This is a genomic window from Pedobacter cryoconitis, from assembly GCF_001590605.1.
Taxonomy (GTDB): Bacteria; Bacteroidota; Bacteroidia; order Sphingobacteriales; family Sphingobacteriaceae; genus Pedobacter; species Pedobacter cryoconitis_A.
Genome location: NZ_CP014504.1, coordinates 2,948,965 through 2,963,496 on the forward strand (window position 1 = coordinate 2,948,965; position 14,532 = coordinate 2,963,496).

Consider the following 14,532-nt stretch of genomic DNA (forward strand, 5'->3'; position numbering starts at 1 on the left):
TGTTATATTTTTTATAAATAAATCCGGGAATACTATCTGGGATTCGCTGGCAGTCCACCAGCAGTTTGCGCAGTTTGAGGAATTTGTAAAATCCTTCTTAAATCGTCCGGTTTCAATGAGAATTCTTTCTTGTCTTCGTCAACATGAACTACTGGCAGATTATAACGAAGAATATCAAACCATCTTAGTCCTTCCTGCATAAATTCAGCCCTTTTAAAATCAAGAATAGTTTTGATCAATGCTTGTTTTACATCACCGGTTTTATAGAAAGCAGTTACTCTGGCCTCAGTTATATTATGCGCTGTTGCATTGTAATTTGTTATTCTTGTACTTAAATAAGTATTAAGAATTGTCATAGCCGCAGCATTATTGCCTTGCATCACTAGAGCTTCTGCTTTGTTAAACAATACTTCTTCTGCACTTAATAAAGGGATGTATATATAATTATTACCAATTAATGGGGTTGTATTAATGAAATTGCCACGCCATTTATTAATACCCATCATCTCACCACCCGAACCGTAGCCTACTGCCTGATTAGCCCATTTACCACCCGTAACATTAGGCTGACTATAAATTTGCTTTTGGAGCGTTGAATTCAATCCATATCTGTACAATTGCCAACCGTTATTCCAGATAGAAGCCGTGGTTGCTAATAATAGATTAGCCTTTTCATTAGAACTCGTATAAATCGCTGCTTTTCCAGCATCTGTCAGGGTTAAATAAGTTGAATTCCATGGTCTCAAATAACTACCTATATTGGTTGGAAAGGTAAGATCTGCCTGTTCAATGACTTTATCATATTGCTTTTTAAACAGGTAAACCCGGCTTGCAAAAGCATGGGCAGCTGCTTTTGTAAAGCGGTAAGCAGGGACTTTATAAGCATTGTCATTTAATAAAGGCAGTCCTTCTGTTAAATCCTTTTCAATCATCTCATAAACGTAAGCTACTGTTTTGCGTTCATAAGACTTATATAAGGTTTTTTCAGGCTCTGTCACATAAGGTATCCCCAGATCAGTTGCTGCAGTAGCGGGATCATAGGTTTTTGAAAAAAGGGAAACCAGCATAAAATGAGAATAGGCACGCGCTATTAATGCCTCCCCTTTATAGGCACTGTATGCTGCAGGATTATTCGCAGTATTAATGGCTTGCAAGGCTTGGTTAGCTGCTGAAATCGCACTATAACAAGCTCCCCAGTAAGTATCGACAGCTCCATCATCTGATGATGAAAAATCTGTAAACCGATAAGGGTTATCATTGAGCAAAGCATTATTATATTCCGTTTTATACCCCCTGTCCCCCACATTGTCGGTCATCGATTCACAAAAGGTTATATAGTCTTCACTCGGATAAGCTGAAGTGAGTAATTGAGATACTTTATCGGGGCTATCAAGTTCTGCCCTGTTATCTGGTGCGGTATCGAGCATTTTTTTACATCCTGATAAGGAAGCGGAGCAAATTAATGCACCTATTATCATGACCGCTATTTTAGTATGAATATGTTTTATTTTCATGTCAAGTTTCATCTTTTATAATCCAATTTTTAAAGAAATAATCACCTGCTTTTGTAAAGGCTGGGCTACGCCTCCAGCGTTGAAAAATTCGGGATCTTGTCCTTCCAGTCTCTTATCCGCAAAAAACAACATTAGATTAGTACCAGCAGCTGTCAGCGACATATTGTTCATCCCTATCGCGTTGGCAAACTTTGCAGGTAATTGATAGGCTAATGACAGATATTTCAACCGGGCAAAACCACCATTGGCAACTCTTGCTGAGGAGAGGTCATAATTGTTATATGGATAAGTTCCTGATGGCATATTGTAATTATTGATGGCATCCAGAATAGACGGAATATTGGTTTTTGTTTCATCACCAGGCAGTATCCATCTGTTTCTGAATTCTGTTGGCATTGCATCAAGATCTGAATATGTAGGTTTGAATGAAGGGTTTAACCTTACTTTATTACCAGCCTGGTAGGTGATCTGTGCAGTTAAAGTAAAAGCTTTATAGCGAAAGCTATTGCTAAAACCGCCCGAATAAGGAGGATCTACCGGCCCTTCATACTTCAGGTATTTAGTTTCAATATCCTGTAAATTAACTTTCTGGCTAACCACTCCTTGTTCGTTGATGAAAAGAGGAACACCTGTATTATGGTCTAATCCCTGGAAATCAAGAGAATATAAAGAACTTACAGGAAGCCCGAGCCTATTGGCACCTGTTGGTACTAACATGTCAAAAATAACAGGCTGGTCTTTGGTATTGGTAATCTTATTGGCTGCATAAGAGAATATCAATGTCGATCTCCAGCCCCAGTCTTTTTGTCTGATGATTTCACCAGAAACAGAAAACTCAATTCCATGCGATTTTAAATTAGCATAGTTTCCGGTTTTTACAACCTGTCCGCCAATTCCACTGCTTCTTAAGTTTCCAATCAGGTCGAAACCTTTTTTATTGTATACATCAGCTGTAATGTTAAGTCTGTTACTGAAAAATCCTGCGTCCACACCAATATTACCTGAATATTGTTTTTCATAAGTCAAATCCGAATTCTCCAGATCTTGTATTCTGATACCAGATTCAATTTCTGAGGAATAAGGTCTGAGTGTATTAGCTGTCCGCAATACCAATGCTGAATTTGTTGCATTACCTGTACTGGCAGACAGACCATAACTCGCTCTTAGTTTCAAGTTACTGATCACGGTCACCTCTTTAATAAATGCTTCCTGATCAATATTCCATGAACCACTCACACTCCATGTTGGCAACCATCTTGCCTGTGGTGATTGACCTAATTGGTTAGAACCATCATATCTGGCTGCTGCACTCAAATTGTAGCGGCCGTCGAAAGTATAGCCAGCAGTTGCGTAAAAGGAAGCAAAACGATCATACGTTTTACCCATTCCGTAATATTGCCTGTTCTGCTCTACTCCTTGTTTGATAATTTTATAATTAACAAGTGGGATCCCACCGTTTTCATATTGGTAACCAAAACCATTGTTAAACGCATTTTGTCTGTCGGCTGATCTGAGCTCCTGGCCTACAAGAAGATTCAGATCGTGTTTACCAAAACTTCTGATATAAGTCAGGTTGTTTCTTAAATTATAAGTAGCCAATGAGTTATCTGTACGATTATATAAACCCCCGGCAGCCATAACCACTTCTGGCAAAGCATTTGGATTGTCTGAATCTTTGTATAAATAAGTATTCGCATTAGCGATCTGTGAATTATAATTAGCTCGGTATGCATTTGCTCTGTTGGAGTTTTCATTTACTAAATTTTCCTGAGTCGTTTTAGCATAACGAACAGCACCAAGGAATTCATATTTCAAATAAGGGTCTACTTTATAAGCTAGATTCAACTGTAATTTCACATCAAGATCTGTCAATTTGATCTTGTTATTTTGCAGCTCATTGATAATATTGAATGGCGCATAATTCATTCTGAAATATTCCAGGTTACCCTGGTCATCATAAGGAGTCAAGGCACGGCTTGTATTTAAGGCATAGCTATAAGGGTTGATATCAAACTCCCTGTTAAACTTTCCAAAAACAGGGTCAGCTGAACGGTTGATAGTACCTGGTGCCTGTTGATCTCTGAAGGACGCTGTGGTGATGATGCCTCCGCTAAGTTTTTTGGAAAAATTATAAGTATTCTGTGAATTAAAAGTATAGCGTTTTACTTTATCAGCAATGGTCCATCCATTATCATCATAATAACTTATTGAAGTATAATGTTGTGCTTTATCAGTTCCACTGGAAATACTGATGGAGTGCTCTTGTGTTAAAGTGTTACGAAATAACAGATGAAACCAATCTGTATTGGCATTTGCATATCTGCTCAAAAATGCGTTACGTGCATCAGGGGTATTCTCCAGAAGAAATTTACCTGTTGTGGGATCAACAGTTTGAAGGTCGTTGTACATTTTTCCAAATACGCCTACATTTGACCGGTTTCCAATATCTTTCAGGTTAAGCATCCCCTTTCCATACATTTCAGAATAAATAGACATCTGATCTGCTGAATTTGAGATATTAAAACTACTATAGGTGGGACGCAATTGTGAACTGAAATTACCCGTATAGTTAATTTGCAAATTCCCGTTTTTCCCTTTTTTAGTGGTAATGACAACTACTCCGTTCATTGCTCTTGCGCCATAAAGTGAAGTGGCTGCAACGTCTTTTAATACATAAATATCTTCAACGTCATTCATGTTAATCCCTGCAACTGATGATCCTAAAAGCGTAGTCGCATCCCCACTGGAAAGCTGATCATTCGTTACATCGATGACATCTTCCAATGCAATACCATCTACTACCCATAAAGGCTTGTTTGAACCGGTTAATGAAGTAACACCACGGATCCTGATTTTCGGCGCAGAACCAAAGGTACCAGATACATTCTGAATAGAAACCCCGGCTACTTTACCTTCCAGTGCACGGCCGATATCTAAAGATCCGGTCTGTCTGAGTTCATCGCCTTTTAGTTTTACAGATGAACCGGTGAATTTTTTCTTATCTAACTGCTGATAACCAGTGATTACCGTTTCTTTCAGGTTTGTTGAGCTTTCTTCCAGTTTAATGGCTAAAACCGGATTATTCTCTGATACCCTGACTTCATGTGGTTTAAAGCCGATTTTCGTAAAAACCAGTATGGCACCTTTCTGGACACTAATGGTAAATTTACCATCTGCGTCTGTTTGCCTGGTATTCGTGGTTCCTTTCTCAGTAATGTTCACGCCAAAAACAGTCTCACTCCTTCCATCGTTCTGGGTAAAGGTTACAGCTCCTTTCACGGTAACAGGATCAGGAGCACGATTGGTGAGTGCTTCGATAAAAGATCTCTCCTTTTCTTTAATGACAACAGTTTTATCGACAATTTCATAAGAGAAGGGCTGATCTTTGAAACATAATTTCAATGCTTCATCTAAAGTGCCATTTTGAATCTTTATGTCTACCTTTTTTGCGCTTTCAAGCAGACGTTCATTATAAAAAAACTGATATCCGCTTTGTTTACCCAAATCATTGAAAATTTCTGGCAATGCGCTGTTTTTCTTATTAAGATTGATCTTTTGGGCTAATCCGGCTGCACTCACATGCATTAATACCGAGAATAGAAGAACGAAGGTTACCTTCATGGTTCGCCAAATTAGGTTACGGCCCTGCCAATTTTTGGACAGCAGGGGGCAATGAATAATATTATTCATATTTTTGTTTGGATTGGGTTGATGATTAAACTGTTTGCAGAAATTGTTAAAGGGTTGGCCCAGTCATTTCAGAAGCTCCGATCGCCATCGGGGTTTCTGTTTTTCACAGGGTACCCAGTTGTTTAATATAGCCCGTCGTCTCTGTAGATTTGTTTCATGTAAGTTTGGTTTATGGTTGATTGATTAGTTGATTATCATTTTTCTGCCTTCGATACTGAACTTGATATCGCTCAGTTGTAATAGCTTGATGAACTTGCCAAGACTGGCAGTTTTAGGGATCTTTCCTGTAAAGCGGTCAGTTGGTACAGTACCCCGGTAAACAATTTCCAGATCGTACCATTTTGCAGCTTCACTTAATACATCTTGCAGCTTCGTGCTTTTAAAGTAAAACCAGCCTTCTGTCCAGGCTGTTACCTGTTCAATATCAGCAGGTACCATGGTAATGGTATTTGCTTTCTGTATAGCTTGTTCTCCTGGTTTCAACAGAATGGTATGCGCAGCCCTCTCTTTTTTTCCGGCGTAACCTAATGAAGAAACTTTTACTGACCCTTCTAATAAGGTGGTGTGTGTAATGGCATGGTCCGCATAACTGCTGATATTAAAATGGGTACCCAGCACTTCCACTTCTTGTGTACTCGTTTTGACTTTAAAAGGATGATGTTTGTCTTTTGCCACTTCAAAGTAGGCTTCTCCAATAAGTTCGACCCTGCGCTCTTTTTTAAAAGCAAATGATGCAGGATATTTTAAAGAAGATGCTGCATTAAGTTTGATTTTTGAGCCATCTGGTAAAACTACCTGATAGTTTTCTCCGGCTGCAGTGGAAATTGTATTGTATCCGGAACCTGATGGATTTTCATTACCAGGCTTTGAAATTACGGTATAGATGAGTTCTCCGCTGTTTGTTTTAGTAATAATAACTCCGGCTTCTTCTGCCAGTTTCCCTTTTACATCATCAGATAAAATGATCTGATGTCCGTTAGCCAGTGTCAGGGTTGCCTTATTTTTCCCCGCTGTAATATGGTTAGCTATTTCAAGGGTTTTTGTAAGACTATTTTCTGCCGTTTGCTGTCTGTTTACTAAATAAACGGAACCTATAATTAATACTGCCGCTGCCGCAGTCCATTGATACCAGCGTTTGATTGATCGTACAGGTGTTTTTTCAGAAACCGGATCTTCTTGTGCAGCCAGGTTTGCCCGCTGCAATGTTCCTGCCCAGATTTCTTCTTTCAAATGGCTGAAATCTTCTTCGGTTTCAGTAAGATTTTGTTTCAGAATTTCTGCACTATACCAGCTTTCTAACAGTTTAATCTCCGTAGCTGTAGCTGTGCCTGAATTATATTTACTAAGAAGATTTAGTGCTTCTTTCTCATTCATCATCTGAAGTGCTTATTTATAACAATAACCGTTCAGGATGAATCAGGGGGTAGATGAATCACTGATTATCTTAAAATAATTAAAATGGCAAGGCTAAAACCTATTTGTTCAATTCTTGGCCTGATAATTTTCAGTGCATTCTGTACTTGTTTTTTGACGGTCTGATCTGATAGATTCAGCTTTTCAGCAATCTCCTTGTGAGAAAGGTTCTCTTTACGGCTCAATTCAAATATCTCCCGCATTTTTGGCGGCAGGCTCTGAATTTCACGCTCAATAATTTTACTGAGCCGCTTTTCATCCAGTTTATCAATGGTATCAGGATCTGTTTCTGAGACGAAAGCAGCAATAGATTTGGCATAGTCATGGCGGACTCTGCTTTTTTCAATACTATTCAGGACTTTATTTCTTGCAGCAGTGTATAGCAGGCCACCCAAATTATGATTGGATTTAATCGCTGAAGCGTTGATCCATAGTTTACTGAATATTTCCTGAATGACATCTTTAGCCTCATCTTCATCCCTGAGCATTTTATAGACTTGTGCGTAGAGAACACTCCAATACCGATTATAGATTTCAGTAAATGCAAAGCGGTCACCAGATTTCAATAATTCAATCAGTTCACTATCTGAATACTCACTATACATTCCCATAAACTATGAATTTATAATAATCCGGCAATAAATACAACAAATTTCATCTGAAGGATTTAATTGAAGATCTTTTCTTTTAAAAAACAGCTAATGTTACCTAAAGACTATAAGTAAACCTAATTAAAATCTATTAATTAAGAATATTCAGAGAGAAAATAATCCACAACTATAAAAACAGCATAAACAGACAGAATAACTATCTATCTTGAGCGTATTTAGAAAAGTAATCTAAGAATACGCAACTATATTTTATTCGGATTAATCTTTTTTAGGATAGAAATTGCAGCACACTATTGAAAAAGAAACAATGCAATGTAAAAAATCGAGATCTTACTTAAACGGTCCTGATGAATATCAGACATTATCTCTTTTTTTTGTACCATTGTATACTAATACACCTTATTTTGAACTATAAAAAGAGCTACCTCGTACTGCTCCTGTTATTATTTGCATTTTTCGCTAATGGGCAGCAGTTAAAGAAAGTAAAAAATGTTGCCGCATGGAAAATAAGCTATGCGCTGGATTTCGGTCAGCCGCAGCAAAAAGAGGCTGCTTCAAAACAAAACCAGGGAGAGCTGGCCATGATGGATCTGGCCATGTCTCTATCCGGATCTTCGGATGACAGCCCTCCTCTGATTTGTTACCTGAGCCCTGAATATATCAGGGTAGAGCAAAGAGGTTTAGGCGGAAGCATCACTATAGCCGACAAAAGAGATACTGTAAGCTATTTATTAGATACTTTGGCCAAAACAGCTATGAAATATCCAGCAGCAATGCCTAATATACAAACTGCCATGGCTGGAGATTCTATGATGGTCATCAGTTCTGCTGATTTTGTGATGCAATTGAAAGAGGGCTCCAAGGTAATTGCAGGAAAAGCCTGCAAGAAAGCAATATTTATTAATCCGCATTCTCCGGAAAATGTGATTACAGTTTGGTATGCCCCTGAACTTCCCCGTTTGTATTGGCAACAATACAGTTATTTAAAAAGTGTACCAGGTTGTGCATTAGCTATCGGAACCTTATCAAGGGGCCTGAACATTGGCATTAAGGCGAGCCTGATTGAGCAGATGACTGTAGCAGAAAGCTTTTTCATCCCCCCGCCTGCTTATACAATTAATGACGAAATGTCTTATTAAAATCAACCATGCGTAAATTATTGATTTGTGTTTTATCAGCTGTGCTTTTATCTTTTTATGCTAAAGCACAGGAAAATATTCAACTAAAATCCGGTGATCTGATTTTCCAGAATTTAGACTGTGGCCCTTTGTGTGATGCAATCAATGCTGTTACACAAGGTTATCAGGGTAATAAATTCAGTCATATGGGAATGGTGCTGCTTAGAAATGATAGTGTTTTGGTCATTGAGGCCTCAGGCAAAAACGTGCATCTTACACCGCTCCAAACATTTTTGTCTAAATCAGCTCATCCGCATTATGTGGGAAGATTAAAACCGGCTTATCAGAAAATAATCCCTGCAGCACTGGCATTTTCAATGGCACAAATGGGGGTGCTGTATGATGATCAATACTTATATGATAATGGAAAATACTATTGTTCTGAATTGATATATGATGCATTCAAGGCAGCGAATAAGAACAAACCATTTTTCAAATTATTCCCGATGACTTATAAAGAGCCTGGGTCAGGTGCCTATTTTCCGGTATGGAAAGTGTACTTTGAACACTTAAACATGGAAGTTCCAGAAGGTAAACCAGGATGTAATCCCGGCGGCATATCTTTATCTGATAAAATTGATATTTTAGGGCAATATAAATAACCGTATATATCAGTTAAAAAGTCATATAGATATCAAATTAACCGCTAAATTCACGTTTAAATGTGCTTTATTCAATTTTTCATGAATTATCCCCGATAATTGGACATTCTTATCGGGTTTCTGGTTTTATATGGCGGGAAATTTGTTAATTTGAGTCGTCAAACATTGGCAGCAAGGCATAAAAAGCAATATTCATAAAAAAAGAAATATGGCCAACAACGAGCAAGAAAAAGAGAGTACCAATATTTTATCAATTGATATTGGCGGGACCGGTATCAAAGCCTGCATTTTAAAAGAAAATGGCGAACTATTTTCAGAATATACAAAACTGCCAACACCGAAGGATTCTACTCCTGAAAATGTAATTAAAGTTATTCATGAATTGGTTGGCCCACTTACTCCTTATAGTAAAATAGCTATTGGTTTTCCTGGTTATGTCAAACATGGTATTGTGGAAACAGCTCCCAATTTAGCCAAAAACAAATGGGCAGGTTATCCGCTTGCACAGCATATCAGTGATATTTTAGGAAAGCCTGTCCGCTTAATTAATGATGCAGATCAACAGGCACTGGGTATTATAGCGGGTAAAGGTTTTGAAATCGTACTTACATTGGGTACAGGTTTCGGCACAGCTTTAACTTTTGACGGAGAATTACTTCCGCATCTTGAGCTTTCTCATCTTCCGGTAACAAAAAACAAGGATTATGATGATTATATCGGTGAAAAGGCATTCCAGAAAGAAGGCGACAAGAAATGGAATGAAAGACTAAAACGAATTATAGAAATTTATAAAACAGTGTTTAACTATGATGTGCTCTACCTTGGAGGCGGAAATTCTAAACACATCAATTTTGAACTAGAGCACAATATTCACCTTGTTTCTAACAGGGATGGAATAAAAGGCGGTGCAAAATTATGGGCTGCTGAAGAAAAATATCACGTTTTCACTACCTATCCAAAATCAAATACAACAAATGGAAAGTAAATTCACATTAGGAATGATAGGCCTTGGTACAATGGGCCGCAATTTATTGCTGAACATGGCCGATAAAGGCTTTGCAGTAACAGGTTATGACAAGGATCCGAAAATGATCCAGAAACTTAAGGAAGATGGTGCAAAGCATAATCTGACGGCCTATAGCTCATTAGAAGATTTTATTGGAAGTCTGGAGTTACCAAGAAGAATTATGCTTCTTGTACCTGCAGGGCCAATTGTTGACAGTGTCATCCTGGAGCTTTTACCTTTATTGGATAAAGGTGATATTATTATTGATAGTGGAAACTCTCATTTCACGGATACCAGCAAAAGAGCTGCTGAACTTTCTGGTCAGGGAATGCATTTCTTCGGCATGGGTATTTCTGGTGGTGAAGAAGGTGCACGTTTCGGCCCAAGCATTATGCCAGGTGGTGATAAAACTGCTTATGGCGAGATGAAAGAGATTCTGGAAGCAGTTTCTGCTAAAGTAAATGGTGATCCATGTGTGGCTTATATTGGCCCCGGAGCTTCGGGCCACTTTGTGAAAATGGTACACAATGGTATAGAGTATGCCATGATGCAGTTGTTAGCTGAGGCTTATGACATTATGAAAAATGCACTTGAATATTCAAATGAGCAGATTCATGATGTATTTGAGCAGTGGAACAATGGTCGTTTACAGTCTTTCTTATTAGAAGTGACTAAAGATATCTTTGCTTTTAAGGATGAAAAAACTGGTGGTTACCTGGTGGATTACATCAAAGATGAAGCGAAGTCTAAAGGTACTGGAAAATGGACTTCACAAGTGTCAATGGACTTGCAGTTACCGATCCCTTCTATCAATGAGGCAGTAAGTACAAGGGATTTATCTAAATTCAAAAGCTTACGAACTGCATTGGCCAAAACTTATACTCAGGACAAATATACTGTTGGAGATAAGGATAAGTTTATTGTTGAACTGGAACAGGCTTTATATTTCGCTGTAATTTCTTCTTATGCGCAAGGCCTTCATTTATTATGGCAGGCATCTATCACTTATGAATATGAATTGAATTTACATGAAATCGCACAAATCTGGCGCGGTGGATGTATTATCAGGGCAGAATTCTTAGAAGATATTTACCAGGCTTATAAAAAGCAACCGGATCTGGAGCATCTTTATGCTGATGCAGGTATCGCAAAAAAATTAGAAGAAATTCTTCCTGGAATGAGATCTGTAGTTAGCCATACCGTATTAACTGGATTAGCTGTTCCTGCATTTGCTTCTGCCCTGACCTATTTCGATTCGTTAAAAACAGAAAGAATGCCTTCTAATTTGATTCAGGCACAAAGAGACTTTTTTGGTGCACACCAGTTTGAACGTACTGATGCAGAAGGAACGTTTCATGCGCTCTGGAATCCAGTAAAATCATAATATAAAAGAAATGATCCTGAACGCGTTATTAATGCTATAATAAGCGCATTCAGGCTTCATCACTGATAAATAAAATATGCACTAATGAAAACAAGTCAATGCCTTAACCCAACCGTTTTTGTCATCTTTGGTGGCACTGGGGATTTAAATATGCGCAAACTTGCGCCAGCACTTTATAACTTGTATTCTGATGGCTATATGCCTAAAGATTATGCAATAATCGGAACAGCGAGAAGCAAGCTCACTGATGTACAGTTCCGCAACACTATTATGGAGGGGGTAAATAGTTTTTCCCGCGCTGGTAAGGTTAAGAAAGAGAAGTGGGATGGTTTTGCAGAAAATGTATACTACAATCCTGTAGATGTATCTGCTCCTGAAACTTTCCAGGATCTTAAAACAAGTATTGAAAAGCTTAAGAAAAAATTTGGCCCTAAAACACAGGTGATTTATTACCTGGCAGTAGCACCAAATTTATTCCCGCTAATTGCGGAATGTATCGCTAAGTATGATCTTGCAGGAAATGAAGAAAATTGCCGTATCGTAATTGAAAAACCTTTCGGCCGCGATTTAGAAACTGCAAGAGAATTAAATAAATTGTTAACCGGAATTTTCACGGAGAAACAGATCTATAGAATTGACCATTATCTGGGTAAGGAAACTGTTCAGAATATTATGGCTTTCCGTTTTGCCAATTCATTCCTTGAGCCACTTTGGAACCGTACTTATATTGATCACGTACAGATTTCTGTAACCGAACAATTGGGTGTTGGAGATCGTGGTGGTTATTATGATGGCGCTGGTGCTTTAAGAGATATGATCCAGAACCATATTTTACAGCTTCTTTGTTTAATTGGTATGGAAACTCCTATCAATTTTGATGCTGATGAAATCAGGAACAAAAAAGTTGATGTGCTGAAAGCTATGCGTCCTTTTGGACCTGACGATATCCGTATGAGCACTGTTCGCGGACAATATTCTAAAGGATGGGTTGAGGGTAAAGAAGTTCCGGGTTACCGCTCTGAGAAAGATGTGGCACCAGAGTCTAATACAGAAACTTTTGCAGCAGCCAAATTCTTCGTGGATAACTGGCGCTGGCAGGGAATCCCTTTCTATGTACGTACAGGTAAACGTCTGTTCCAGACTTCTTCTTTGATCACGATACAGTTTAAGGATGTTCCTCACCAGGTTTTCCCTGCGGGTGTAACTGAACACTGGCAGCAAAACAGGTTGATCATCAGTATTCAGCCAGAAATGAGTATCCGTTTACAGGTACAGGCTAAAAGACCTGGGCTGGACATGGTATTGAATCCTGTTGATATGGTTTTCGATTATAAAGGGACTTATAGTGCTGAAGCTCCAGAGGCTTACGAGACTTTATTACTGGATGTAATGATTGCAGATCAGACACAGTTTATGCGTGCAGATCAGGTAGAGAGTGCATGGGAATTGTTAATGCCTGTAATCAATGCATGGGAAAGTAAAACTTCATTGAGTTTCCCTAACTATCCTGCTGATTCATGGGGCCCTGAAGATGCCGAAGCGCTGATTGCCAGAGATGGTTTCCACTGGTTCACCTTACCTTTAAAAAATAAAGACTAGCATGAATTTACTGATCTATAAAACAAAGAGTGAGCTGCTGGAAGATTTAGCAGATTACGTGATTGCAATTGCAGAAAAGGCGATTGCAGAAAAGGATTGTTTTAATTTTGTGCTCACCGGCGGTAATTCCCCTAAAGATTTATATGAAATGCTGTCTACCACCTATCGTGAAAAGCTGGATTGGTCAAAGGTATTTTTCTTTATTGGAGATGAACGTAATGTTCCACCCGGACATGAAAGCTATAATGGCTTAATGGCAAAGAAATCAATATTAGCTCCTTTAAATGTCGCTGCTGATCATATCTTTTTTGTAGATACTACATTAGCTCCTGAAAAAGCTGCAATTGAGTATGCTAAAGCAATTACTACTCATTTTAAGGGTGCAGACCTTGCTTTTGACCTTATTTTATTAGGCATGGGCGATGACGGGCATACAGCTTCGTTATTCCCGGGTACTGATATTTTAGACAGCAAAGAAGTAACGGTTGAGAGTGTATTTGTAGAGAAATTAGCGACTTACAGAATCAGTTTTACCGCCCCTTTGATCAATAAGGCTAAAAATGTGGCCTTCCTTGTATTTGGCGAAGCTAAAGCTGATGCGTTGAAACATGTCATTGAGGATGATCCTAAGACTCCTGAATTGTATCCATCACAATTGATTGATCCGATTGACGGAAGCCTGACCTGGTTTTTGGATAGTGATGCAGCAAAATTGCTGGATAACTAAACACATATTTTCTATAGAAAACCCTGTTTCATTCATTTGGAACAGGGCTTTTTTGTGAGGTTTTAGTCAATGGCTTTTCACACATTGCTGAAATGGACAAAAAGACAGAAAGTTACTTAGGAGGCTTTAAAGATGGTATCGCAAATTGCGATACCATCTTTAAAGCCTCCTAAGTAACTTTTACTAAAAACAACAGAAATAATCATTGCTCTTTTTTAGTCTTAAAACCAATCAGCGTTCTTGGCTGTTCATCTTTCTCTATAAACTTACTCAGGTAGTTAAAAAGAACTTCAATTTTCTCACCTTGTTTATAAAGTCGCTTCTCTACTTCCTGTACCAATAGGGAAATATCTTTATGCAGAAGAATGGTTTCTCTTAGCTTGACAAAGACTTCTATAATGCGGATACTCATCTGTATTGGCTTCTCTCCTTTAAGAACATTCGACAACATGAGCACACCATGCTCCGTAAAAGCATAAGGCAATATGCCTCCTAGCTGCTGTCTGGAAGGTATCGCAAATTGCGATAGTATGTTTTCAGTCTCCTGGGGCGTTAACTGAAACATAAAATTCAATGGAAAACGATCCAGATTACGCTTCACTTGTTCTCTTAAACGGATAGGTTTAACGCCATAAAGTTCGGCCAGATCTTTATCAAGCATAACTTTCTGCTCCCTGATCAGGTGTATTTTATTCATTACAACTTCATCTATCATATCGCCAAATTATCTCACCAAGATAATTATATTACTTTAATTTAAATAATATATTTCTATTGATTTAAACAAATAGTCCAGTATAGTGTTGTA

Annotated in this window: 11 protein-coding genes; 6 read left to right on the plus strand and 5 right to left on the minus strand. The window is 38.3% G+C overall.

Going from position 1 to position 14,532, the window contains the following annotated elements:
- Positions 1 to 32: 32 nt before the first annotated feature.
- The 4 genes from AY601_RS12225 to AY601_RS12240 form a co-directional block, all read right to left on the minus strand.
- Entirely contained in the window at positions 33 to 1,514 is a 1,482-nt protein-coding gene (locus tag AY601_RS12225) for a RagB/SusD family nutrient uptake outer membrane protein (RefSeq protein ID WP_068407478.1), read from the minus strand.
- Between the two features lie 15 nt (positions 1,515 to 1,529).
- Positions 1,530 to 5,135 (minus strand): SusC/RagA family TonB-linked outer membrane protein, encoded by a 3,606-nt coding sequence (locus AY601_RS12230; RefSeq protein ID WP_068407481.1) that lies wholly within the window; start codon positions 5,133 to 5,135, stop codon positions 1,530 to 1,532.
- Positions 5,136 to 5,387: 252 nt separating this feature from the next.
- The gene (locus tag AY601_RS12235; protein WP_068401313.1) at positions 5,388 to 6,581 is read right to left on the minus strand and encodes a FecR family protein; all 1,194 of its coding nucleotides are present in this window, start codon (positions 6,579 to 6,581) and stop codon (positions 5,388 to 5,390) included.
- A gap of 62 nt (positions 6,582 to 6,643) precedes the next feature.
- On the minus strand, positions 6,644 to 7,228 hold the full coding sequence (locus AY601_RS12240) for an RNA polymerase sigma factor (RefSeq protein WP_068401316.1): 585 nt from the start codon (positions 7,226 to 7,228) through the stop codon (positions 6,644 to 6,646).
- A gap of 404 nt (positions 7,229 to 7,632) precedes the next feature.
- On the opposite strand from AY601_RS12240, the gene AY601_RS12245 reads away from it, so the two are divergent.
- From AY601_RS12245 to pgl, 6 genes are all read left to right on the plus strand, one after another.
- The gene (locus tag AY601_RS12245; RefSeq protein ID WP_068401318.1) at positions 7,633 to 8,367 is read left to right on the plus strand and encodes a hypothetical protein; all 735 of its coding nucleotides are present in this window, start codon (positions 7,633 to 7,635) and stop codon (positions 8,365 to 8,367) included.
- 8 nt (positions 8,368 to 8,375) lie between these two features.
- Positions 8,376 to 9,008, plus strand: coding sequence for a YiiX/YebB-like N1pC/P60 family cysteine hydrolase (locus AY601_RS12250; protein ID WP_068401321.1), 633 nt, complete (start codon positions 8,376 to 8,378; stop codon positions 9,006 to 9,008).
- Between the two features lie 208 nt (positions 9,009 to 9,216).
- Positions 9,217 to 9,993 carry an ROK family protein gene (locus AY601_RS12255; RefSeq protein WP_068401324.1) on the plus strand — a complete coding sequence of 259 codons (777 nt, stop codon included), beginning with the start codon at positions 9,217 to 9,219 and terminating at the stop codon, positions 9,991 to 9,993.
- The gene (gene gndA, locus AY601_RS12260) at positions 9,983 to 11,398 is read left to right on the plus strand and encodes an NADP-dependent phosphogluconate dehydrogenase (RefSeq protein ID WP_068401326.1); all 1,416 of its coding nucleotides are present in this window, start codon (positions 9,983 to 9,985) and stop codon (positions 11,396 to 11,398) included. Before AY601_RS12255 ends, gndA begins: the two co-directional genes overlap by 11 nt.
- A gap of 84 nt (positions 11,399 to 11,482) precedes the next feature.
- Positions 11,483 to 12,997, plus strand: a complete 1,515-nt coding sequence (zwf, locus tag AY601_RS12265) for a glucose-6-phosphate dehydrogenase (protein ID WP_068401329.1) — start codon at positions 11,483 to 11,485, stop codon at positions 12,995 to 12,997.
- Between the two features lies 1 nt (position 12,998).
- Positions 12,999 to 13,724, plus strand: a complete 726-nt coding sequence (gene pgl / locus AY601_RS12270) for a 6-phosphogluconolactonase (protein WP_068401331.1) — start codon at positions 12,999 to 13,001, stop codon at positions 13,722 to 13,724.
- 202 nt (positions 13,725 to 13,926) lie between these two features.
- On the opposite strand, the gene AY601_RS12275 is transcribed toward pgl, so the two are convergent.
- The gene (locus tag AY601_RS12275; protein ID WP_232324742.1) at positions 13,927 to 14,439 is read right to left on the minus strand and encodes an ORF6N domain-containing protein; all 513 of its coding nucleotides are present in this window, start codon (positions 14,437 to 14,439) and stop codon (positions 13,927 to 13,929) included.
- Positions 14,440 to 14,532: the final 93 nt, after the last annotated feature.